Raw genomic sequence first — 21972 nt, forward strand, 5'->3', positions numbered from 1 at the left:
CACAGTAATCCGGCCTTGAAGGCCTTGCACAAGGTGGCAACGACATTCATGACCCCAGGCACAAGATATAGAGGGCGCTTTACCTTTCGGCTGGCCGAATACTGGCTTTTATGTGTATTGCTTGTCCTGCTGACAACGCTTCCGGCATATGCTGCTGTCACTGTCGACGCAACCGATGACAGTGAGGCTCTGCCACTGGAAACCGGGCAGGGGCGCCTCCTGCGCTTTGATGCCAATATCGCCTCGATTTTCGTGGCCGATCCTGCCATCGCTGACGTACAAGTTGTCTCACCGGGCGTCGTCTATCTCTTTGGCAAGCAGTCCGGCGATACCAACCTGATTGCCCTGGATGCCAATGAGGTGAACCAGGCCTCTTTACATCTTCAGGTACGCGATGATCCTGGTCCGGCACGCAAGGCCCTCCAGGATGACGCAGGTGAGACACAGATTCATCTTCGTCTGGCAGGCAAACGCCTGATTGCTGAAGGGCAGAGCCATTCAGTAACGGGTGCCATGGCAACACAGGACATCCTTGAGGCTGAATCACCCGACGGTATCAGCTCAAACCGCACGACCTTCGACAGCGCAACACAGATCAACATTCGGGTTCGTTTTGCAGAGGTCGCTCGCGATGAACTACTTGATTACGGCGTCAGCTGGAACGCTCTGATCAACAATGGCTCCTTCTCCTTTGGCGTACTGACCAGCAATATCGCCAATGCGCCGAGCAGCGATGGTGTTGACGGCCTGCTTCAGGCCCTGCAGCAGAACAATCTGCTACAGATTCTGGCCGAGCCCAACATCACCGCCGTTTCAGGTCAAACCGCAAGCTTTCTGGCCGGTGGCGAAATTCCGATTCCCGTCCCGGTAGGCAACGATCTGGTCGGCATTCAGTACAAGCAGTTCGGTGTGTCGCTTTTAAGCACGCCGACATTACTGCCTAACGGTCGAATCTCGATGGAGGTACGCCCCGAGGTTAGCAGTATCGCCAATAACAATGTTCAGATCGCCGGCTATAACGTGCCATCACTTCAGGTTCGAAGAGCCGATACGGTGATTGAAGTGGGTAGCGGGCAGACATTTGCCATTGCCGGCCTTTTTCAGCGTCAGGCATCAGACGGTATCGAACGTATTCCGGTACTCGGTGACATTCCCATTCTCGGACAGCTGTTCCGTTCCAGGCGCTTTCAGCGTAACGAAACGGAACTGGTCATACTGATCACGCCCTACCTGGTGTCACCGTCCTCGTCGCCGACGCCAAGAACCCCGCTGGACACGGCACGTATAAGTGAACGTCCGCGTCTGGGAGATGATCCGGCTCAACATGCAAGATCGGCAGGTGTCGATGACCCCTTTGGCTTTTACCTTCAATGAAAGGAGCTGGCATGACAGAAAACGGTGAGGTCGTAACGCCGCCTGCACTGGTCCGGCTGCCGACATCGCTTCGTCTATCGTCGACTCTGGCACTTGTGTTGCTGGCAGGCTGTCAATCAACGCTGGGCCCCATGAGCTGGACGAGCGGTTATCGCGAAGTGGATGTTCTTGGTCCGGCCCGGACCGTGCAACGGACCATGGCGATCCCCAATCTCTGTCAGGCACCATCAGAAGCCTCCGGTGAGATCACACTCCCTCCGGGCTGCGCCAATGATCTCAACCTGTCATTGATGGTGGCAAATCCTCGTGATTTGACACGCGGTCAGCCCATGGGCGAGGCCATGGCAGCGCCGGTGGCCAATGCTGCCAGAGAACGCTTGAATGATCGTGATCGCGCCAATGAACGACGCACCCGGCTGGAGAGCGAGGCCCGCTCCGCCGGAGGGCTCAATGCCACTACGGACGGGCTTTAAATCATGATACTACGTCGACTGCAGTCCGAGTGCCCGTGCCCGCGCCTCAGCAGTAGGCAACGCTGCAACGCGTTGAGCCTGGGCAATCAAACGTTGACGTTCGACAGTAGAGACATCCGGAAGCGCCATGTGGTTCGCAACATCAGATCGGCCTGCCAGCACGAGAATCAAGACAGCATTACGGTAGTGGCGAGACTCGGCCAGGGGCGAATTGACCACGTCACGTATCTCAGTACCGGCCTGTATACCATTACCGGCGAGCGCCTGAGCAAGGGCCAGGTTGGTTTTTACATCAAGACTCTTCGGGTCAAGCATCATCGCGCGGCGGAAGGAATTCACGGCTTCATCCGGCTCGCCGGAAAGCGCCTGTGCCGCACCAAGCCTGCTCCACGCCGCGGTGCTGTTCAAGGTCTTGACTGCCTCAACAAGACTGCGCCGAGCGCCCTGCGCCTCTCCAAGACGCAATTGGGCCGTACCAAGTCCCAGCAGGGCCGGGGCAAGCTGAATATCCTCTCGAAGGGCATCGCGAAAGGCGCGGGCGGCACCCTCGTTATCACCAGCATCAAGTCTTGCCTGCCCAAGGCGCACCAGAACGTTTGCCGAGGAGCCGTTTCGATCGATCGCGCGCTCATACATCGCCGCAGCAGTAGAGTGATCGCCCTGCTGATCGATATCGTCGGCCAGCGAGAGCAGCCGATCCTGGTCACTACCAACCTGCGCCGAGCTGCAGGCCGTGAGAATCGCAGTCATCCCGGCAACAACCAGCAACCGTACAGTACCGGAAGAAAAGTCAGCGGTTATCGTCATCTGGAAAGTCATCCCGGACCTGAAAAATGAGCCTACAGCGTAGCGAAAAATACTCGGCAGTGGGCATCGAGTCATGCCGATGGTGAACGCATACTTTCATAATCACAGCCATACGGCGAGCATCAACGCTGACATGTCGTCATTCAGACGTCATCACAGGATTGCCAGAATGGTCTTCCGATGCATCGTATTGCGACTGGCAACGCTATTGCCGATCGTGACCGCCGTGCTTTTGGCCAGTCCTGTTCTGAGTGCAGAAGCCCCCTGGGCAAACCAGAGCTATCACTACATTGTCATCAAGCAGAATGTACGTGATGTCCTGCAGGAGTTCGGGCGAAATCTGTCACTCCCCATGGAAATGAGCCGTTCCGTAAAGGGTGAAATGCGCGGTGATATTCACGCTGACAGTGCCGGCGATTTTTTAAGAAAGGTGTGCGAGGCCAATGATCTGGCATGGTTTTACGATGGCTATGTGCTGCATGTGGTTTCCAATGAAGAATTGGACCGCCAAATCATCGATCTTGATGGTGTAGATGCTGACCGATTGCAGATTGAAATCAATGAAATTGAAATCGGCGATCCCCTGAATGCCCGGCTTCGAAACGGTGGAAGCCGGCTTGAGGTGGCCGGACCACCGGCGTGGCTGGCAGAAATAGAGCAGCGTGTCTCGTCGCTGCGTCGACCCACTCCGGCATCCGCGCCTGACGGGGTCAGAGTCTTTCGGGGCAGTGTCACGACACCGTCTGCCCCGTGAGAAAGGCGGTAAAAGGGGATATCAGTTCACCCCGGCATCGAAAACCTGTAACAGGAGATAGATCATGCCAGTAGAATCCGTAAACAGCACCAGCCCCGCAGGTGACACTCAGTCATCCGGTACCGAGGGGTTCGACCAGGCACTGGAAAAGGCACAGTTCGATCAGGCTATGAATGAAGGTATGGTCCAGGTCGGTGGACAGCTGATTCTGATGCCGATGATGAAGGAAATGCTTGGCGAGGCAATGTCCGGCGGAGAGGACTAATCCGGTAGAGAAAGACAGGTCGGTGCATGTCCGACGCTTGATTTACCTTTCAAATCAAGAAGCGGCACCGTTCGCTTTTGCGTTCGGCGCCGCCTTACCTATTACCAGTATCGCTCGCATTGGCGAGGACAAAAAGGAGGTGAATGATGAATCCTGTGTCTCCCGTTGGCGCGGATATGGTGGCATCGGCAACCACTACACGAGCGCAGTCATCGCAAAACCTTTTTGAGCACATGGCAAGTCAGGCCAGTGCTTCTCATCAAACGAGCCCTTCAGAGCTCGGTGCCAACCTTCTTGACAATCTGGATGGCTTTTTCAATCGCGTCAGCAGCTTTTCTCAGGAAACCGGAGCAGATTCAGTACAGGCTTCCGAGCCCATGGCACAGGTAACAACACCGGAAAATGGCCTCCCTGTGAATGATGGCGGCGATACGCCATCGGTACTTGATAACGAAGCAATGGCGAAGGTTGTCGATTCGCTGGGACGCGTCTTCGATCACTCCATTGAAACCTCAATGGTGGTTCGAGGGGCGACTCAGGTATCGGGTTCGGCCAATACGCTGCTGAAAGGTCAGTAACGTTTTAGTTACCATCGACGACAGGGGAAGCTCCACGTGCTTCGGCTTTTTTCAAGACATCGGATTCGGACAATGGCATTGCTTTTGATGGCCGTGTTGCTGCAAGCGTGCGATACCGATCTCTATACTGACCTCGACGAGCGCGAGGCAAACCTGCTCGTGGCGACACTGGCGCGCAGTGGCGTGCCGGCCAAGCGCCATGCCGATGATGAAGGGCGCATGACAGTAACGGTCGATGAAGATCATTTTGCCGATGCCGTCGATATTCTCGATCGTGCCGGTCTGCCGGAGCATCAATTTGCCAATATGGGAGATGTCTTTCAGGGAAACGGACTGGTTTCCTCTCCTGTTCAGGAAAAAGCACAGATGATCTATGCGTTGAGCCAAGAGCTTTCGCATACCGTTTCCCAGATAGACGGCGTTCTTTCTTCACGCGTGCACGTGGTGCTTCCCGACAATGATCTGCTCCGCGGCGACAGTACCCCCTCCTCGGCATCCGTATTTGTAAGATATCTGCCATCACTCGATATCAATCCACTGATTCCCAGAATCAAAACGCTGGTAGCCAACGGTATTGCCGGGCTGACTTACGACAAGGTGTCAGTAGTGACGGTTGCCTCGAAAATCAGCGAGCCGGTCAATGAAGCTCGCCAACCAATGATGAGCACTTTTCTGGGCATTGCGATGCCGGCGCCCAGCGTTTCACGGGCCTGGTGGCTGTTCGGTACGCTGATCGCTGCCATCATTGTATTGCTGACCGTGGTGGGGTGGCTGATCTGGCAGCGACGGCGACAGCAACCTTATGAACTGGCGGCACCACCATGAGTTTCGAAGCCAACAAGAACGGCAGTGCCGATATATTGCCGGTCATTTGTAACAGACATGACTGGCTGGACAGCCTCGATGGTCTCGCCAGCGAGACGTATCTTGATGAATGGAGCCAACAGCCCCGCTTTCGTGCCCGACTGGTCGAGCGCCTACGCCTGCGTCACAACCTTGCGTCGCCCGCGTCACTGCCATCGCTGCCGCCCTCCGATCTACAGTTGAGTCAGCTTGCTCCTGACACCATCGATGCCTGCCGACGCGCTGCAGGCGTTATCGCACATGCGAATGCTTTTGTACGTGAGATTCAGGCCACGAAAGTATTGTCACTCAGGAGTCGATTTGGTGATGATCTACACGCACTGGCGCTTCGCCACCGAGGCCGGCCACACCCTGATACGATCGAAATGATTTCTACCGAAGACCTTGATTTGCTTGAGGGCGCCATCGAGCGCGATGGCCATTACTGTCTGAACCAATGGTGGCAATACCTACCCCCGGCATGGCAGAACTGGCTACAACTGAGCTGGGCCTGGGATATGACACTTGATGATAGACCGGTCGATGTCGCAGCAGTGGAAATCGCACGTCTGGCCGTAGAAGGCCTTTCTTCTCCTTCCCTCTCCGGGCTGCGAGGTGACACATGAACATGCTGCCCCGCCGCCCCGGCAATGTCATTTTACGTGCAGAGCAGGCCAAGGCCTGGACCGATGGTTTTGCCTTTCTAGATCAGGCACGCCAGCGTGCCACCGATCAGGAAGAAGAGATTCGGCGCGCTCGCGAAACGGGGTATGCCGAAGGTCTTGCCGCCGGACGTCAGAAAGGTGAGCGTGACGCTGCAGAGCTCTTGATAAAGACCCATGCCGATGTTGATCACTATCTTGCCGCCCTGGAGCCGAAGCTTGGCGGTCTGGTGCTCAATCTGATGCAACGCCTGCTCGGTGAATTCGACGATACCGAACGTATTGCAATGAGTGTGCGTCAAGCGCTCGGTGAGTGGCGCCAGGCACAACGACCCTGCATTCGCGTGGCACCTGAACTGGTAGATCGCGTTACCGAGCACCTTGCCCAACACTACCAAGCAGCGACTGATCTTTCAGTGGAAGCCGACCCAGGACTTGGCCCATCCCAGTGCCTGCTGGTGAGCCCGACAGCAGTCATGAACCTGGGAATCGAGACACAGCTTGAAACCATTGCCGAGGCGTTATCATCGAATCCCGGACGGAAAGCACCATGAGCCTCGATGATTTACTGCCGCGGCTCAATGACAGACTCTCTCGAATAACGCCTCATCAGATCCGGGGACGAGTCAAACGAATTCGTGGACTTCTGATCCATGCAAGCATCGAAGGTGTGAGCATTGGAGAGCTCTGTTATCTGCGTGATCCCGTCAGCGGTCGTCGCGTTGCGGCCGAGGTCATCGGATTTGAGGAAGACGATGCCATCCTCTCACCGATCGGTGAACTGCACGGTCTCTCGACGCGCAGCGAGGTGATCGCTACCGGCCGCGCTCAGGGGATTGCAGTAGGAGAGGGACTATTCGGGCGGGTGATCAGTCCATTGGGTGAGTGGCTGGATGGCGGCCCTGAACCCGGGCCGGAAACACTCATCGAGTATCCGGTACATGCTGAACCACCACTGCCCATGAAGCGACAGTTGATTCAACACCCCCTGCCTCTGGGCGTGCGTGCCATTGACGCACTCAATACGGTCGCAAAAGGGCAGCGTATCGGTTTATTTGGTGAACCCGGCGTTGGTAAATCCTCTCTACTGTCGGCCATTATTCGTGGCAGCGACGCCGATGTCGTCGTACTGGGTCTGGTTGGTGAGCGTGGTCGCGAAGTGCGTGAACTGCTCGACGTTCAGCTGGATGCCAGGGCAAGACAGCGCACGGTATGCGTGGTTTCCACCTCTGATCGTCCGGCAATCGAGCGAGCCCGCGCGGCATTGGCAGCTACCAGCGTTGCCGAGTATTTCCGTGATCAAGGGCGCGACGTTTTGCTGCTGGTCGACAGTCTGACCCGGTTTGCTCGCGCCCAGCGCGAAATCGGCCTTGCCGCAGGTGAACCACCAACCCGTCGTGGCTATCCACCCTCACTTTTCGCCGCCCTGCCCCGCTTGCTCGAACGCGCAGGGCCTGGCCGTGAAGGCGATGGGTCCATTACTGCAATCTATACAGTTTTGACAGAAGGCGATGGTGCACTTGACCCTATCGCCGAGGAAACTCGTGCCATCCTTGATGGCCACATCGTGCTGAGTGGTGAGCTGGCCCGTCGCGAACATTTTCCCGCGATCGATATACTTGCCAGTCGAAGTCGGTTAATGGAGAGCGTTGCTGATGAGGCCCATCGTCGTGACGCTGCCAGAGTACGGAATCTGATGTCGCACTACCGGGACGTTGAACTTCTGCTGCAGGTGGGTGAATACCGCGAAGGTAGTGATGACGTCACCGACGAAGCAATCCGCAAACACGCCACCATCGAGTCTTTTCTTCGCCAGTCTCCGAACGACCATGTCAGCTTTGAAACCACTCTGAGTCGACTGCGGGAAATTGCACAGTGACCTCCCCGAATCAGCTGGATCGTCTGTTAAAGCTGCGCCAGCAGCGGACTCGGCTCGCCGAGCAGGCACTAACGCGCGCACGTCAGCGATGTCAAGAAATCGATGAGCGTTCTCGCCGGCTGATCGCCGAACAAAATTTTCACCGACAGCGTGCCGACGAACACGATGATCACCTGTTCGAAACGGCTCGCCAGCCGCTGAGTGTCTTTCATCTTGAGCAGTGGCAAAACGCACGTGCCGATGTGGACGAGTTTCGTGCCGACCTTGAGCAGCAGCAACAACGCTGTCATGACGAAGCCAGCCTGGCCGAGCAGGAGCGTGAAGCTCGTGCACGCGAGTGGTCCCGGCAGTTACGCGCGCAGAAAGCGCTCGAACGATTACAGGCCCGACATCGACAGACAGCATTGACCAACGCTGAGCATCTGGCAGAGCTCGAAATGGAAGAGAGTCACTCGGGCGGGAGATTCAGGCAGTGAAGGATACTATCGCTTCGTCATCGGACAAGGCAGCGTTGCCCAGCATATTGCGCCGGTTTGATCCGGATATGCTATCGCTGCATAACGCACTGCACTGCCCGCGAGAACCTCTGGTTCTGGAGTGGGACGGGCATACCGTGCATTTGAGTCTTGTTCATGATGCATTATTGCCTGCCGAAAAGGTTCATTTTCGACTTTGTGTCGGCGACGAGTTCATCAACATTGCCTGCAACTGGCGCACGCTTGACCTTCTGGGCGCGCATCCGGCTCGGCAGCGCTCCCTGCGCCAGGTTGATCCCGACCTGGCGGCCCTATGGCTGGAGTCGGTGTGGCTTTCCTGGCTCGAACCGCTTGAGACGTTTCTCGACGCCGATATACGTGTTGAGTCGGTACCTGAAAATAATGCTATAGAAAAAGGAATCAGAGGACATACGGTGAATCAGGAGATGATGCTTTTACTGTCTCCTGAATCCAGCAATGAGCCATATCTTGTACGGATCGAACTGAGTGCGACTTTATTAATTCGTCTTCAGCCCCTGCTTGATCGCCATTTCCCGCGACAACAGCACTCTGGCAGCGCAATTACCACGACCGTCACAGTCTCTACGGGCCTCCAGCATCTTGCGCTACGGGAGTGGCGAAGTTTGCAGCCTGGTGACGTGGTGCTGCTTGAGCAACCTTACGGCGATCCGACTCAGGCGGAAGTCATTGTCGGCGGATGCTACATCGCAGAGGCACGTGTCAGCTCGGAGGGGCCAACACTTACAAGCTCGCTTCGATCCGAAGGCAAGCACCATGCATCGGTCACAGCACCAGACACTCCCCTTCAGGAACTTGATCAAAAAGAGGACAGCATGAACGAATCGTCGCCGGACAATACTTCACCTGATCAGGAACAAGCGACAGGCGACAGGGCTGACCTGAACGATCTACCGCTGCGCTTGACCTGTGAGCTGGGCCGTCTGGAGCTCACGCTTGGCGAGCTAAGAGAACTGGGAGATGGAAGCGTTCTGCCTCTTGGCAAACGTCCTGAACGAGCAGTGGATCTGGTAATCAACGGCCGTCGCATGGGGCTCGGCCGTCTGGTGATGATTGGTGATGATCTTGGTGTGCAAATCGAGAGGCTCAATCTGGATGGATGAGTTTCAGCCCAATCTGATCGCGATCATTATCGCTGTCGCCTCGATCGGTCTGGTCCCCCTGGCCGTCGTCACAATGACAGGATTTCTAAAAATCTCCGTCGTGCTGTTTCTTATCCGTAATGCGCTGGGCGTACAGCAGACCCCACCCAACCTGGTGCTTTACGGTATCGCACTGATACTAACCGTCTATATCACCACACCGCTGATCGGTGAAATCACACATCGCATTGAGCATCAACAAACGGGATTTTCCAGTGTCGAGGAGATACGTCAATCCGGAGAAGCCATACGAGCGCCATTACAGGCGTATCTTTCGCGTTATGCCAGTGAGCATGAACGGGCCTTTTTCATTGATGCAACAAGGACGCTCTGGTCAGACGAAGCGCGAGAAAATCTAAAGGATGACGATCTAATCGTACTGATCCCTGCCTTTGTCAGCTCGGAACTGACGCGGGCCTTTGAAATAGGCTTTCTTCTTTATATTCCATTTCTGATCATTGACCTGATCGTTTCCAATGTCCTGATGGCGATGGGCATGATGATGGTATCTCCAACCCTGATCTCGATTCCCCTGAAAATATTTTTGTTCGTCGCCGTGGATGGTTGGTCACGACTAATGCACGGTCTCATTCTCAGCTATGGCGGAGGCTAGCGTGAACGACGATATCTTTCTTTCCCTGATGAAAAATGCTCTTTGGACCGTCCTTCTTGTATCGGCTCCGGCATTGATTGTCGCCATTGTGATTGGCTTTGGTGTCGGCTTGCTTCAGGCCCTGACCCAGATTCAGGATCAAACGTTGCCTCAGGCGGTCAAGCTGGTAGCCGTACTGCTGGTATTGATTCTGTCCGGCCCGCTACTGGCCACACAAATCGTTAACCTTACCGATCAGGTACTGAATAACTTTGCCGCCTGGACACGCTAGACACGAGATATGCTTGCTCAATGGGGGCAAGGCGCCGGCATGAATTACGAAGAGTTTGCCCGCTTTCTCACCGACTTTGCTTACCCGCTCATCACAGCAGGTGCACTGGGTGTTGCCCGTGCCTTGGGCATGGTGCTCGTGACACCTGCATTCAATCGTCTCGGCCTGACCGGCATGATTCGATCAGCAGTCGCAGTTACGATCTCGATTCCGCTGATTGTTCCACTTTATGCCGATATTGCCCGTCTTGCTGATATCTCAAGCATCGCGCTGGCTGGCATGGTCATCAAGGAGTTACTGATTGGTGTGACGATTGGCCTGATTTTCGGCGTGCCATTCTGGGCCGCCGAGGTTGCTGGAGAGTTTATCGACCTGCAACGGGGCTCGACCATGGCGCAGATTGTTGACCCCATGGGGGCAACCGAAACCGGTGTCACATCAACGCTAATGTCGATTACCCTGCTCGCGCTTTTTTTTATTACCGGCGGCTTTATGCTATTGCTGGACGGCTTTTATCGCAGCTACTCGCTCTGGCCTGCGGCGGATGTTGCTCCGATCATAACACATGATTCAGCGATGGGACTGCTCGCTCTGCTCGATCAGGTCATGGAAATTGGCCTTCTTATGGTGGCCCCCCTTGTGATCGCCCTGCTTCTTTCCGATCTAATGCTCGCCTACGCGGCACGGATGGCACCCAACCTCCACGCCTTCGATCTGTCGCTGCCGATCAAGAATTTACTGTTCGCTTTCCTGATGCTGGTTTATGTCGTATTCCTTATTCCGTTGATGGTGAATCATCTTGATGTACTCGAGCTCAACCTGAGTCGTCTGGAAGGCATACTTGGGGCTGGTCAATAGACTTTTTCCCTTTCTTCAACTACCAAATCCCCACGCTCTGTTACCCATTGTTTCCTTATTGCCATAGGAGCGTCATACCTCCCAATGACACTCCATGACAGGACTAATACGCAACTCGCCTCTCGGTTGATCGTTCATCGTCGAGTCTGCCCGCCCTCTGTCGAAAAAGGAACTCCAATGCGCGTTAACAGCTCTGCCCTTTCAAATGCCAATCCTGTCAAGGATAGCGACTTTTTGTCCGCACTGGTGCTGGCCAGCAGGCAACGTCAGGGCGATAGCCAGTCACTTCTGCCGGGTGACAAAGGGTATGAGAACAAGCTGAATGCACTTGCGGTCGAAATGGCTGACGGCATTGATATCGACAAACGAAAGGTCTCTTCCCTGACGGGGGGCGCAGCAGAAAAATTCAGAACCCTCGTCAACGCCGAGCTCAACGCACAACGGGCCAACAAAAAGGAACCCGATCTGGGCAAGGCGATCGATCAGGCGAAGGATGCACTGTTTGAGCGCATCGGCAATGCGCTCGAAAATACTGACCGCAGCGCCAGCAAGGGTCTCGACGTGTTCGAAGGATACTGGAAACGCCATGGCGGCGAGGAGGCCGCCATTGACGCAGGTTATGATGCATTCGATGACTTTCTCGCCGACAACACGATCACCAGCAATCCGGATTACGAAGACAACCTCAACGCATTGGCGCTGGGGCTGTCCGGAAGCACACTGACCGGCTCGCGTCAGATTCTGCACCTCGATGGCTCGGACACTCTGTCGCAACTCTACAAGAATCTGGTCCAGAACCGGATCGACCAGGGCGAAGATCCGGGAGAAGCGGTGAGCGCTGTAAATGATGATCTGCGCCGCCGAATCGACAGCGTCGGCGGCAGCAGCGTCGTCAACGTCTTCGATGGGTACTTCAAGCGTCACGGCGGCGAAGAAGACGCCGCTGCGCTCGGCAAAGAAACCTGGATGGCGCACCGCGACGAGGCAGACATCGCCTACGACGACACTCTGAATTCGCTCTCATCAGACATGGCCGACGGCATCAATATCGAGAAGCGCACCGTTCACGGCCTGACCGGTGATGCCGGTGACAAGTTCCGCAAGCTGGTCGGTTATCAGCTTGAGCAGCAGCGCGATCGGGGTGACGCTCCGAACCTGAAGAGTGCCATTAGTGAGGCAAAAAATGACCTCTTCGGCCGAATCGACAATGCATTGACGAACGCCGACAAGGATAGCGAAGACGGGCTGGACGTCTTCAACGGTTACTTCGAGCGTCATGGTGGCGAAGAAGATGCGATCAATGCCGGCTACAGCGCTTATGACCACTTTCTGGCCGAGAACACAGAGACCAGCAATCCGAGCTACGAGGACAATCTCAACGCCCTCGCAGAAGCCATGGCCGGGGCCACTCTGACGGATTCACGACAGATTCTGCATCTCGATAGCTCAGAGACAATGTCGCAGCTGTATCAGAATCTGATCGCTGACAAGATGGGTAATGGTGCTTCTCTGGAGAAAGCGACCAAAGAGGTCAACGAGGAACTGCGTGAACGAATCAAAAGTGCAGCCGGAGACGACGGCAAGGCAGTGCAAAACGTTTTCGATGGTTACTGGTCACGTCACGGTGGCGATAACGATGCTCAGCGGCTGGCCGGCAATGCAGAGATCGATACGGCGCGTCGAGAACATGATTTACCCTCTCTCAGCAACGTCGATATTCGCTCATTGGAAACGAGTGAAGCAGATCCGGATGACAGCTCTCGCAAGCAGACCGTCAGCGAGCTCACCTGGAAAACACTCATTGATGACTGGAAAACAGGCATCAAGGACGGCAGCATCGATAAAAATGACGAGAGAGCTCAGTTCTATCGTGCCTTGCGTGCTCAGGGTGCCCTCGACAATGGGCTGGAGATGGTAGGTCTGGATGTCTCCGAAGGGCTCAGTATGGATCAGCTCAATGGCAAGGATTTTTCGTCCATCATCAATGGCGAGAAGCTGGATGAAAAGCTTGGTGAACTGTTTGCTTCAGACGCCGTCCGGGACGATTACATGTCAGCCCAGACAGAAGCGGTAAATAAAGTCCCGAATAAGGATGCCATCGCTTCGCGGCTCGAGGAAACAGCATTTAGTGAGGACTACATCGAATATATCAATGATCTCCGCAAGAGTGGCCAGGGAGAGCTGGCCGAGGAGGATATTGCCGCCACCTACAGCTCGCTGGCGGCAATGTTCCCGGCCACCGAGGATAGCGACAAGGCGGCCGAGTTTGCTCAGAGCCTGCAGCTCGACTCGATGATCACCGATCTCGACGAGCTGATTGCCAACCCCGACAATATCAACGACGCCAACACTGCGACCGCCACACAAGACGTGGTCAAGATGGTGCTGGCAGCGCTCAAGCGTGCTGGCGTCGATATCCCGCGGCGTACGACAGAGTCGATCGACAAGTTTGTCAACGAGTATCTCAATGATAAGCAGACGGCGAAGAATTTCGGCAAGGCGCTGCAGGAGCTCGGCGATCGCTTTCAAAAAAATGGCGCCATCACCCAATCGGATATCGACGGGCTGATGAAAAATGGCGTCTACAAGGCGCTCAACGAGAAGACCAACGGCGGCATGCTGTCGCTGATCAGTACCCTTAATGCCAACGGCGCGCTGGGCTCGACAGGCGGATTGATCTCGCTCGCCTCGGGCATCTATCAGCTCGCCGGCGGAGGCAGCAAGCTGGCCGACAGCGACGAGGCGCGGATGGCCGTGGCCAAGGAATTCATCAGTTTCCTCGGCGCCAGCCAGCACTTCGTCAACCTCGGCAGCAACATCACGGACAAGGTCAAGGGTACCAACGTCAACGCCATGCTGGGGCTGGACAAGACACTGCCGCAGATCTGGGGCAAGGATACCTCCAGCGGCGCCCCCTTCACCGAGAGCAAGGGTCTCAGGTTCGTCGAGAACATCGAACAGATCATCGACGACGCGCCCGTCGGCGATCGCGAAAAGCTGAGCCAGAAACTGGACCTGAGCGAATCCGATACGGGCAAGATTGTGCAGGGTATCAGTGACGGATACGCTAAAAACCCGGCACTGCCCAAAGCCACGACGACGACACGAACCATCAGCTCTTTCCTGCGCGTGCTCGACGGCGCGGCCAACTCGGCCACCGGGGCGCTGGATATCGCCCTTGGCGGGCTGATGATCAAGCGCGGTGTGGACAGCGGCGATGGTGCCACCATCGGTCAGGGCGCGGTAACCGTTGCTGCCGGAGCCTTTGGTCTGGCCGGGGGCGGTGCCGCACTCGCCGCACTCAAGGGACTTGCCTTTGCCCGAGCCGCCTCCGGGCCATTGTTTTGGGTCTCAGCCGCACTGACGATCGCCACAGTACCCTTTACCATTTTTCAGGACATCAAGCGAACCAATGCTTTGGAAGGCCATCAAAATGATCTGAATGACCTGTTCAACTCGCTGGACCAGGATGGTTTACTGACCGAAGATGGCGCCGACCGCTACGAGTTTTTAAAGGAGTATGTCCAGGGCTACGGCCAACGCGATGCGCCGGATGACGAAAGCATTTTCGAGTACCGCAGCGATGAGTACGCGTTCTTCCTGCGCGAGGGCCACCTCCCCGAGGCGGGTTGGGACGATTTCACTCATGAGGACTATGCTGGTGATGGCGACAATCTGCAGACAGACATGGAGAAAGGATCGACTGTCGGCGCCTGATGTCAGGCGGGGCTCGCGATGAGCCAGCAGCCCTCCGAGGAGAAAACGCTACCGCCATCGGCGAAAAAGCTCCGCGATGCACGCAAGAAGGGCCAGGTCGCCAAAAGTGCAGACCTGGTCACCGCCATGCAGATGATGGCCTGCACGCTCTATCTGGCCATTACTGCCGGTGATTTTTTCGCGCGACTACAGGGCCTGCTTGACCTGACCGCACGCCTATATACTGATCCTTTCGATACTCTCTGGCCGCGCCTGGTGACACAGGCTGGCGAGATACTGCTGATTTTCACGTTGCCTCTGGTAGCACTGATATTCCTGGTGGTTGTCTTGACCAACATTGGCGTCTCCCGCGGGTTCGTCTTTTCTGGCGAGCCAGTACTGCCCAAGGCGGAAAAGATCAATCCTGTGGAAGGGCTTAAACGAATATTCTCGGTTCGCGGCATCATCGAGTTTTTCAAGTCGCTGCTCAAGATGACAGCACTCATGGTAGCGCTAATCATCGTTTATCGACTCGGATTGCAGTCGTTAATGGAGTCTTCCTATTGTGGCCTGGGCTGTATGCAGGGCACCTTCCTTGACCTGTTGAAACCACTGACCATCACCGCTCTGGCCGCGTTTCTATTGGTCGGCGCCATTGATGTATTGCTGCAGCGCTGGCTTTTCAGACGCGATCAACGCATGACCAAAACCGAACAGAAACGCGAACGAAAGGATCAGGAAGGTGACCCAACGCTGAATCAGGTACGCCGCAGAGAGCGACGCAAAATGCACGAGCTGAATGCCAAAATCGGGATACAGCATACCTCTGTAATGATCGGTACAAAGGAGGGTTGGCTGGTAGGTATTCGGTATGTACGTGGTGAGACCCCAGTGCCTGTCATCACCTGCAAGGCATCGGCCAATGCTGCTGCATTGCTGCTCGAAAGTGCCAACCAGCGCCATATTCCACGAGTTGCTGATTCGCAGCTTGCTGAAGCGATCGCTACTCGTGCCGGTAACGGTGAACCGATTCCTGAAGGGACCTTTCAATCGATTGCCGATGTTCTTGTGGCCGCACGTTTGATCTAACCAAATTAAATGACGAAAAGATTCACATCATCTTTTTCATAAGACGCACCCTATACATGCAGAAGATGGCATTAACTTCTCGCTTTTATGGATCCAAGACCGAGATCGAGAATCTGCTGTAGCAGCGCACTCCGCAAAAAAGCCTCCATGTGAACATCGGCAATGGTCACAGGAAAGCAGCACTGCTAACCCCGGGCTTTATCTGAACTCAAGACACACGGCCCGCGGATTGGCCGTATATTTCCGATAGACGCCTACGCGGCATTTACCCAGGCATTGAACCGGACAACGATTGTCCTGCCAAAGGGTCAAAGGACACACGTGCTGCGACACACGTTCGCCAGTCACTTCATCATGAATGGTGTGGCGTTGACACAACGTTGACACCGGGTACAAATGAGGGCGATGAGACAGGCGAGAAATAGCGTAAGCTATTGAAATAATTGGTGGGCCCAGTAGGACTCGAACCTACGACCAAGGGATTATGAGTCCCCTGCTCTAACCAACTGAGCTATAGGCCCTGATATTGCGGTTGCGTATGATACCCAAAGCATTGCCGTGAGGCCAGTGCCGTTAATCAACAAGGAGTGAGCACATGCGTGATCGTTTCTGGAAAATGCTGGGCGTGGCAAGCGTAACGCTTGCAGTGACCTCCCAGGCACAGGCGGCCTGGCAATTTGTGCCGGCTGACAGTGAGATTACCGCTCATGTGGCAGGTCAGGGGCAGCGCGGCCCAATGGAGCGCACCTATCATGTCTCCGATCTTCAGGGCACCATCGATGATGAAGGTCGGTTCGAGATGCCTCTGCGTCTTGAGCAGACTGACCTGCTGGGTAAGAAAGGTGGCCTGGGCGGCCTTTTGTCGGGACTTTCATCCGACTCGGCCATGGTAACGCTGTCCACGAAGGTGAATCCGGCCTGGCTGAGCAACCTGCAACCGGGAGACTCGACCACCCGCAATGTGACGCTGACCGCCAGTGGCAATCACTTCGAGCGCAGTGAACAGGTCCCTCTGACACTTGAGCGCCTGGATCAACAGTACTATCACCTGACACTGGCCGAGCCCATTAGTGTAGATACCCAGCAGTTGATGAAGCTGGATAATGCACAGACTGTTTTGTCGCTGCTGGGTTACAAGCGTCTGGACAATGCCATACCGATCGAATTCAATGCCCGACTGATCGAGCGCTGATCGATAACATCAAAGCGCCCGGCAGGAGCCGGGCGCGAAGACTGGATGCAACAGGATCAATCCTGAGTATCCCTTGGACGTGGTGGAGGGCCCTCCTGGCCACGATCATTCATGCCCATATGCGTTTCCTCCATCATGACACGGCGTTCCACGCTGTTGCCGTGCAGGTTAACACCCAGTATTCCGCTGGCGGAGAAAATCAGCCAGGTCATGACATCCACACAGTCCTGGATACGGTCCGGGTCTCTAATAACGGTAATGCAGATGGCCACAGACATAAGTGCCAGCATGCCACACAGTGTCCACCCCACCCCCGCTCGCCAGTCATTGTTGAAAAGCCCTGTAATAGCGCTTCCGGTTGCCCGCGACATCGACGGCTTTTGTGATGCGACATCCAACTGAAGCTTGATGCGTTCTATATCCAGCTGCCTGAGTCGCTCAATGGCCTCCGGGTTCTGATCCAGCATGTCCGTGACCCCTTGCGCAGAGGCATTTGCCCAGCACTCAAGGGTGGCAGCAACAATCGCTCCCAATGTGTCACAGTTATCCGGATTTTTAAAAAGCGCTGCCAGTTCAGGCGCCTCCTTTTCAAGACGTCGTCCGACGTCAGACCAGGCCATGACGATTTCCTCGCCGTTCTCTGGATGTCCCATCTCGACCAGTGTCAGGTTCGATGTCATACATATCCCTCTCAAGCCTGACGACACGATCAATCCAGCCCTGTGCAAATGCCTGTTGTGAGACATCACGCCGTGCGAGATCGACCAGCCACGCCAGACGCAGCGCATTAATGGTACTCGCGAGTGTGTGACCGCTATTAACACCGCGAAGTTTGAGCATGGCGTCCATTGCCCCGAGCGTCTGCGTTCCAATGCAACCGTCTGTCCCGATAGCGCTCCAGCGCCGTCCGTTATTGCTCAAGACATTCAACACCTCCTGTAATTGTCGTCCGGCCCGTTTGGTACCACTGTGTACGCCATAGTCCAGCAAGGTGACTGCCAGTGCGGGCGCACGCGCACTGATCTCATCCAGTTTCATCGCATGCCAGTAGGTTTTCAGATAGATTTTCTCGGCCAGCGGCTGAGGCAGATCACGCATGCTTCCGCGAAAGCCGTGCTCGAATGCCACCTGCTGAGTAATGCCATAATTGGTCGCCCCCCCGCGATCATCGGGGTGATCCACAAATCCGCCTTCGCGTTTCATCAGGGCGACGATAATCTTGCTGCGCTGTGATTCGTTCATAAGACTCTCCGCGTATACGGGTACTGCTTGAAGCGCTATTGGCGGACCGGGACGCGTTGACTTTTCACATGGCAATATTCAATCACCGGATGCACAATATGCACACATTTGGTTAACAAAACCGAGTATGCGTGAGTTTTAATTATCCATCAAGGATAATTATGAGAAAGGTTTAATACTTCTGATGAGACCCCACCATGCTAAGAGTCAGTGAGATCAGACGTGAAAACGCACGCGCGTTACGCGACCAGGCCGGCAGTAACAAGGCATTTGCCGAGTGCGTAGGCGTAGAGCCGCCGGCAGCCAGTCGGGTTCTCAGCAACAAGGCGACCCGTAATATCGGCGATGATTTCGCACGTCGTATTGAAGCGGCATTCGGAAAGGAAGATGGATGGCTGGACAGCGTGCATCAGCAGGCTTTGCCCTACGAAGGCAATGTGATCCCCATGTCACCACGCAGTGACAACAGCATTGAACAGGCCCCTATCATGAATGGAATGGCCCCACTGCTCAGCTGGGTGCAGGCAGGGGCATGGACGGAAACCTCGGCAAGCATCATCGACCAGGGGGACCAGGAGTTCTTCCCCAGGCCCCCCAATTGCGGTCCGAGCTGCTTTGTACTTCGCGTGCGAGGGGAGTCAATGATGGAGGTCTATCCACCGGGCACCCTGATCTTTGTCGACCCGGATGTTCAGGCCATGTCGGGAGATGACGTCATCGTTCAGTGTGAAGAACACGGTAGTGCAGAGGCCACTTTCAAGCGCTACATCGAAGAACCCGGTCAGCCTCCCATGCTCAAGGCATTGAACAGAGGCTGGGCCCAGCAGTACATGACACTGGGGCCTCACTGTCGAATCATTGGTGTGGTCATGGCACAAATGATGCTTCGCCGATAACGTATGGCCCTGCATCAGCAAATCACTGTTTAAAAAGGATTAATTGGACCAATCAAATTTAATTAACCATTTTGATCAAATTCGGCTTGACGGTATTAACCAAATAATTAACCATGATTACACGTTATCCATAAAGGATAACAAGGCGGTACTAATCTGGTTATCTTTGGAGAATACTCATGACTACTGTTACTGCTACTGCAATGAAGACCGTTCTCGATTTTGGTGCAGATGCTACCGGCAAGGCCGATAGTTCACAGGCTTTCAATGATGCTGCGGCGCACAGCGACATCGCGACAGTTATCGTACCGTCGGGCGACTATGTCATCGCCAAAACGGTTGATCTACAGTACAAAAATCTGAGCGGCCCCGGGCGTCTACGTGAAAATCAAAAAGGTAGGTGTGCCCGCATTCGTCCGGCCAGCGGACTCAGCGGGCCCATGTTCATCAATCAGGGGCCACTGGTTGAAAACCTGCTGATTCAGGGCCAAAAGGAAAGCGACAGCAAAATCGCATTCGATGCTTACGGCTACAACAGCGTTTTCAAAAACATTCATTTCACTAATATCCAGTACGCCATTTACGTCAAGGACATATTGGTTAATTTCACGATGGAGGACTGCGTCTGCATTCAGGTAGGTTATGGGCTTTATTGTGAAGACAGCAAAAACAGCTATTCGACAACAGCGCGTTTTTTGCGTAACGAATTCAACAACTGCGGAAATGCCTTTATTTTCCGCCGTCAAATTAATGGCAGCACGTTTCAGGACAACATTTTCGAGTTCCTGAGTGGTGACGCCGTAGCTGCATCACATATCTACGACTGCAACTTTATCGGCAATTGGTGGGAAAAGCGTCGCGACACAGGGACAGCTGCAGAGGTTCCGCTGATCGCGCCTACGGATGAAACCGATGACGAGAGTGGCTACCCCGCCATTCGCAGCACCAGCTATCAGCAGATCATGAACTGTTTCGCGGCGGGCAATAAGGTGACCTGGGGCTGGCGCAACGTGTTCAGTTCTCTTTTACATGATGCGCGTATGGGTGGCGTTTCGGCTCAGGGGGGCGCCATGGTAGTCAGAAGCGCATCGGGTCGTGCCATGCGCATTACGCCGGACAGCATTGTTCAGCAGGCAGACAAATGGGCCTATCTGCCACCTCTTGTGATTGAAGCCTGCAAAAACAGTGCGGGGTCGGCCAAGGGTATTGTCATGCGCACCAAGGGTGGACCACTGACGCTTGAAGACAGTGAAGATCAGGCCTTTTCGGATGCCATTACCATTGGCAAGGGCGATGGGCTCTATGAGCGCTATAGTCTGACCCGCAACGCTGCCGGCAAACCAACGGTCGGCCTGACCGGCGTCAGCGAAATGATGATCAACGGTGAAAAGGTCAAGCTGACCACTGGCATCCCACAGCACTTCCTGTGGCGCCAGGACAAGCTCAGCCGTGGGTTGGGATGCTTTACAACCAATCAGGTCACAACGGAAGGCACGATCAAGCTGGTCACCGAATATCTGCTGGATAACCCGCTGATTCAGGTCACCGTTGAAGACCGTGGGGTTCGCTTTGATGGGCTCAAGCATTTGAACAGTTACATCAACTCCAGCAAGACACGTCGCCAATGCACAGGGTTTGAGCTTTACTTTGTCGACGCTGACGGCAAACCGAAAACGCCGACGGCCTTTTCGATGCAGATGCTGACACTCAATCCGTCATTGCTGACCTCGTGAGCCAATCAGGGATCGAGTGTCAACGTAAAAAGGGGCGCCTGTTAAAGGCGCCCCTTTTTCATTCGATCAGAGCAGAAGCTTAAACGCCTCACTCATCCCATGCCGGCGCAAAGGAAGGATTGGCGATGCGCTCGCCGCGATCCAATGCATTAATGCGCTCGATCTCATCATCACCCAGCGACAGATTCATGGCGTCCAGGTTGGACTGCTGGTGGGCTCGTTTTGTGGAAGAAGGAATCACCACGATATCGCGCGCCGCTACCCAGGCCAATGCTACCTGTGCCGGTGTGACATGGTGATGCTCGGCAATCTGTTTGAGCGTATCATCTTCCATGACCTTACCCACCGCCAGTGGCATGTAACCGGTCACTCTGAGCCCCTTTTTACTGCAGTGCTCTGCAAGCGCCTTGTTGGCCAGAAAGGGATGCACCTCGATCTGATTGGTGATGAGCTGATCACCACCCTCGACGCCAAGCACCTCGTCGATCTGGGCGATGGTAAAGTTGGACACGCCGATATGACGCGTCAGCCCACGCGATCTTGCTTCGACAAGTGCCCCGATGGACTCGGCGATCGGGACTTCGTTATTCGGAGACGGCCAGTGCAACAGCACCAGGTCCACATGGTCGGTGCCGAGTTTTTCAAGACTCTCTTCAAGACTCTTGATGAGATCGTCATGGGTAAAGCGATCGGTCCAGACCTTGGTGGTCAAAAAGATATCTTCCCGCGCCACACCGCTTTCGGCGATGGCACGTCCGACGTCAGCTTCATTACCATACATCTGCGCGGTGTCGATATGTCGATAGCCCAGTTCAAGCGCCGTTGTCACCGAATCGATGACCTCCTGGCCCTTGAGGCGATAGGTACCCAGACCAATATCGGGAATCATGTGACCTCCTGTCATATGGCGCTCGAAGCGCCGTGTAACGGCTTGACGACCATTGGCCGTGGACCCTTGATCGATAGTCCAGTAATGACATTAGTCCCTGCGCCGTGTCTTTCAAGTCGTTAGCCTGCAAATCATGTCGACAGAACCGACGAGCATGGGCATGATTGGCCCCAGGAAAGCCCCTCCTCGACTTTAGTAATG

General features: G+C 55.1%; 23 protein-coding genes and 1 tRNA gene. 19 read left to right on the forward strand and 5 right to left on the reverse strand.

Going from position 1 to position 21972, the window contains the following annotated elements:
- Positions 1–48 precede the first annotated feature (48 nt).
- Both B9H00_RS02625 and B9H00_RS02630 read left to right on the forward strand, forming a co-directional pair.
- The gene (locus tag B9H00_RS02625) at positions 49–1374 is read left to right on the forward strand and encodes a type II and III secretion system protein family protein (RefSeq protein ID WP_086901660.1); all 1326 of its coding nucleotides are present in this window, start codon (positions 49–51) and stop codon (positions 1372–1374) included.
- 11 nt (positions 1375–1385) lie between these two features.
- Positions 1386–1847, forward strand: coding sequence for a hypothetical protein (locus tag B9H00_RS02630; RefSeq protein ID WP_086899358.1), 462 nt, complete (start codon positions 1386–1388; stop codon positions 1845–1847).
- Between the two features lie 9 nt (positions 1848–1856).
- Here the strand turns inward: B9H00_RS02630 and B9H00_RS02635 are convergent, their stop codons facing one another.
- Entirely contained in the window at positions 1857–2654 is a 798-nt protein-coding gene (locus B9H00_RS02635) for a tetratricopeptide repeat protein (RefSeq protein ID WP_169713416.1), read from the reverse strand.
- A gap of 169 nt (positions 2655–2823) precedes the next feature.
- On the opposite strand from B9H00_RS02635, the gene B9H00_RS02640 reads away from it, so the two are divergent.
- The 14 genes from B9H00_RS02640 to B9H00_RS02705 all read left to right on the forward strand — a co-directional run bounded on the left by B9H00_RS02640 (position 2824) and on the right by B9H00_RS02705 (position 15819).
- Positions 2824–3408: a hypothetical protein gene (locus tag B9H00_RS02640; protein ID WP_086899360.1), complete on the forward strand. Its 585-nt coding sequence runs from the start codon at positions 2824–2826 to the stop codon at positions 3406–3408.
- 64 nt (positions 3409–3472) lie between these two features.
- The gene (locus tag B9H00_RS02645) at positions 3473–3673 is read left to right on the forward strand and encodes a hypothetical protein (protein WP_086899361.1); all 201 of its coding nucleotides are present in this window, start codon (positions 3473–3475) and stop codon (positions 3671–3673) included.
- Positions 3674–3816: 143 nt separating this feature from the next.
- Complete coding sequence (locus tag B9H00_RS02650) at positions 3817–4251, forward strand: hypothetical protein (RefSeq protein WP_211329553.1); 435 nt, start codon at positions 3817–3819, stop codon at positions 4249–4251.
- Positions 4252–4323: 72 nt separating this feature from the next.
- Positions 4324–5076: a type III secretion system inner membrane ring lipoprotein SctJ gene (sctJ, locus tag B9H00_RS02655; protein WP_086899362.1), complete on the forward strand. Its 753-nt coding sequence runs from the start codon at positions 4324–4326 to the stop codon at positions 5074–5076.
- Positions 5073–5720 (forward strand): hypothetical protein, encoded by a 648-nt coding sequence (locus B9H00_RS02660; RefSeq protein ID WP_086899363.1) that lies wholly within the window; start codon positions 5073–5075, stop codon positions 5718–5720. Before sctJ ends, B9H00_RS02660 begins: the two co-directional genes overlap by 4 nt.
- Entirely contained in the window at positions 5717–6310 is a 594-nt protein-coding gene (gene sctL, locus B9H00_RS02665) for a type III secretion system stator protein SctL (RefSeq protein WP_086899364.1), read from the forward strand. The genes B9H00_RS02660 and sctL overlap by 4 nt, the downstream gene beginning before the upstream one ends.
- Positions 6307–7635, forward strand: a complete 1329-nt coding sequence (locus B9H00_RS02670) for a FliI/YscN family ATPase (RefSeq protein WP_086899365.1) — start codon at positions 6307–6309, stop codon at positions 7633–7635. Before sctL ends, B9H00_RS02670 begins: the two co-directional genes overlap by 4 nt.
- On the forward strand, positions 7632–8111 hold the full coding sequence (locus tag B9H00_RS02675) for a hypothetical protein (protein WP_086899366.1): 480 nt from the start codon (positions 7632–7634) through the stop codon (positions 8109–8111). The genes B9H00_RS02670 and B9H00_RS02675 overlap by 4 nt, the downstream gene beginning before the upstream one ends.
- Positions 8108–9253, forward strand: coding sequence for a type III secretion system cytoplasmic ring protein SctQ (gene sctQ, locus B9H00_RS02680; RefSeq protein ID WP_147376534.1), 1146 nt, complete (start codon positions 8108–8110; stop codon positions 9251–9253). Before B9H00_RS02675 ends, sctQ begins: the two co-directional genes overlap by 4 nt.
- Positions 9246–9905, forward strand: coding sequence for a type III secretion system export apparatus subunit SctR (gene sctR, locus B9H00_RS02685; RefSeq protein WP_086899368.1), 660 nt, complete (start codon positions 9246–9248; stop codon positions 9903–9905). Before sctQ ends, sctR begins: the two co-directional genes overlap by 8 nt.
- Before the next feature lies 1 nt (position 9906).
- Positions 9907–10176, forward strand: a complete 270-nt coding sequence (sctS, locus tag B9H00_RS02690; RefSeq protein ID WP_086899369.1) for a type III secretion system export apparatus subunit SctS — start codon at positions 9907–9909, stop codon at positions 10174–10176.
- A gap of 39 nt (positions 10177–10215) precedes the next feature.
- The gene (gene sctT / locus B9H00_RS02695) at positions 10216–11034 is read left to right on the forward strand and encodes a type III secretion system export apparatus subunit SctT (RefSeq protein ID WP_086899370.1); all 819 of its coding nucleotides are present in this window, start codon (positions 10216–10218) and stop codon (positions 11032–11034) included.
- Positions 11035–11211: 177 nt separating this feature from the next.
- Positions 11212–14751, forward strand: a complete 3540-nt coding sequence (locus B9H00_RS02700) for a hypothetical protein (protein ID WP_086899371.1) — start codon at positions 11212–11214, stop codon at positions 14749–14751.
- An 18-nt stretch (positions 14752–14769) separates the two neighbouring features.
- Positions 14770–15819 carry an EscU/YscU/HrcU family type III secretion system export apparatus switch protein gene (locus B9H00_RS02705; RefSeq protein ID WP_086899372.1) on the forward strand — a complete coding sequence of 350 codons (1050 nt, stop codon included), beginning with the start codon at positions 14770–14772 and terminating at the stop codon, positions 15817–15819.
- Positions 15820–16263: 444 nt separating this feature from the next.
- On the opposite strand, the gene B9H00_RS02710 is transcribed toward B9H00_RS02705, so the two are convergent.
- Positions 16264–16340, reverse strand: a tRNA-Ile gene (locus B9H00_RS02710).
- 74 nt (positions 16341–16414) lie between these two features.
- Here B9H00_RS02710 and B9H00_RS02715 point away from each other — a divergent pair.
- A complete protein-coding gene (locus B9H00_RS02715) occupies positions 16415–17011 on the forward strand; it encodes a hypothetical protein (protein ID WP_086899373.1) in 597 nt (198 codons plus the stop codon).
- A gap of 56 nt (positions 17012–17067) precedes the next feature.
- Here the strand turns inward: B9H00_RS02715 and B9H00_RS02720 are convergent, their stop codons facing one another.
- Together B9H00_RS02720 and B9H00_RS02725 are read right to left on the reverse strand one after the other, a co-directional pair.
- Positions 17068–17631 (reverse strand): hypothetical protein, encoded by a 564-nt coding sequence (locus tag B9H00_RS02720; RefSeq protein ID WP_086899374.1) that lies wholly within the window; start codon positions 17629–17631, stop codon positions 17068–17070.
- Positions 17618–18253 (reverse strand): glycoside hydrolase family 108 protein, encoded by a 636-nt coding sequence (locus tag B9H00_RS02725; protein ID WP_086899375.1) that lies wholly within the window; start codon positions 18251–18253, stop codon positions 17618–17620. Before B9H00_RS02725 ends, B9H00_RS02720 begins: the two co-directional genes overlap by 14 nt.
- Before the next feature lie 197 nt (positions 18254–18450).
- Between B9H00_RS02725 and B9H00_RS02730 the strand changes: the two genes are divergently transcribed.
- Together B9H00_RS02730 and B9H00_RS02735 are read left to right on the forward strand one after the other, a co-directional pair.
- On the forward strand, positions 18451–19149 hold the full coding sequence (locus B9H00_RS02730; protein WP_086899376.1) for a S24 family peptidase: 699 nt from the start codon (positions 18451–18453) through the stop codon (positions 19147–19149).
- Positions 19150–19328: 179 nt separating this feature from the next.
- The gene (locus B9H00_RS02735; protein ID WP_086899377.1) at positions 19329–20882 is read left to right on the forward strand and encodes a glycosyl hydrolase family 28-related protein; all 1554 of its coding nucleotides are present in this window, start codon (positions 19329–19331) and stop codon (positions 20880–20882) included.
- 88 nt (positions 20883–20970) lie between these two features.
- Here the strand turns inward: B9H00_RS02735 and dkgB are convergent, their stop codons facing one another.
- Entirely contained in the window at positions 20971–21771 is an 801-nt protein-coding gene (gene dkgB, locus B9H00_RS02740; protein ID WP_086899378.1) for a 2,5-didehydrogluconate reductase DkgB, read from the reverse strand.
- Positions 21772–21972 lie beyond the last annotated feature (201 nt).

Origin of the sequence: Kushneria marisflavi, assembly GCF_002157205.1 — a bacterium.
Lineage (GTDB): Bacteria > Pseudomonadota > Gammaproteobacteria > Pseudomonadales > Halomonadaceae > Kushneria > Kushneria marisflavi.

Coding starts and splice junctions, on each gene's coding strand:
- B9H00_RS02625 (WP_086901660.1), top strand. CDS start 49: ATGACCCCAGGCACAAGATATAGAGGGCGCTTTACCTTTCGGCTGGCC.
- B9H00_RS02630 (WP_086899358.1), top strand. CDS start 1,386: ATGACAGAAAACGGTGAGGTCGTAACGCCGCCTGCACTGGTCCGGCTG.
- B9H00_RS02635 (WP_169713416.1), bottom strand. CDS start 2,654: ATGACGATAACCGCTGACTTTTCTTCCGGTACTGTACGGTTGCTGGTT.
- B9H00_RS02640 (WP_086899360.1), top strand. CDS start 2,824: ATGGTCTTCCGATGCATCGTATTGCGACTGGCAACGCTATTGCCGATC.
- B9H00_RS02645 (WP_086899361.1), top strand. CDS start 3,473: ATGCCAGTAGAATCCGTAAACAGCACCAGCCCCGCAGGTGACACTCAG.
- B9H00_RS02650 (WP_211329553.1), top strand. CDS start 3,817: ATGATGAATCCTGTGTCTCCCGTTGGCGCGGATATGGTGGCATCGGCA.
- sctJ (WP_086899362.1), top strand. CDS start 4,324: ATGGCATTGCTTTTGATGGCCGTGTTGCTGCAAGCGTGCGATACCGAT.
- B9H00_RS02660 (WP_086899363.1), top strand. CDS start 5,073: ATGAGTTTCGAAGCCAACAAGAACGGCAGTGCCGATATATTGCCGGTC.
- sctL (WP_086899364.1), top strand. CDS start 5,717: ATGAACATGCTGCCCCGCCGCCCCGGCAATGTCATTTTACGTGCAGAG.
- B9H00_RS02670 (WP_086899365.1), top strand. CDS start 6,307: ATGAGCCTCGATGATTTACTGCCGCGGCTCAATGACAGACTCTCTCGA.
- sctR (WP_086899368.1), top strand. CDS start 9,246: ATGGATGAGTTTCAGCCCAATCTGATCGCGATCATTATCGCTGTCGCC.
- sctT (WP_086899370.1), top strand. CDS start 10,216: ATGAATTACGAAGAGTTTGCCCGCTTTCTCACCGACTTTGCTTACCCG.
- B9H00_RS02700 (WP_086899371.1), top strand. CDS start 11,212: ATGCGCGTTAACAGCTCTGCCCTTTCAAATGCCAATCCTGTCAAGGAT.
- B9H00_RS02705 (WP_086899372.1), top strand. CDS start 14,770: ATGAGCCAGCAGCCCTCCGAGGAGAAAACGCTACCGCCATCGGCGAAA.
- B9H00_RS02715 (WP_086899373.1), top strand. CDS start 16,415: ATGCGTGATCGTTTCTGGAAAATGCTGGGCGTGGCAAGCGTAACGCTT.
- B9H00_RS02720 (WP_086899374.1), bottom strand. CDS start 17,631: ATGGCCTGGTCTGACGTCGGACGACGTCTTGAAAAGGAGGCGCCTGAA.
- B9H00_RS02725 (WP_086899375.1), bottom strand. CDS start 18,253: ATGAACGAATCACAGCGCAGCAAGATTATCGTCGCCCTGATGAAACGC.
- B9H00_RS02730 (WP_086899376.1), top strand. CDS start 18,451: ATGCTAAGAGTCAGTGAGATCAGACGTGAAAACGCACGCGCGTTACGC.
- B9H00_RS02735 (WP_086899377.1), top strand. CDS start 19,329: ATGACTACTGTTACTGCTACTGCAATGAAGACCGTTCTCGATTTTGGT.
- dkgB (WP_086899378.1), bottom strand. CDS start 21,771: ATGATTCCCGATATTGGTCTGGGTACCTATCGCCTCAAGGGCCAGGAG.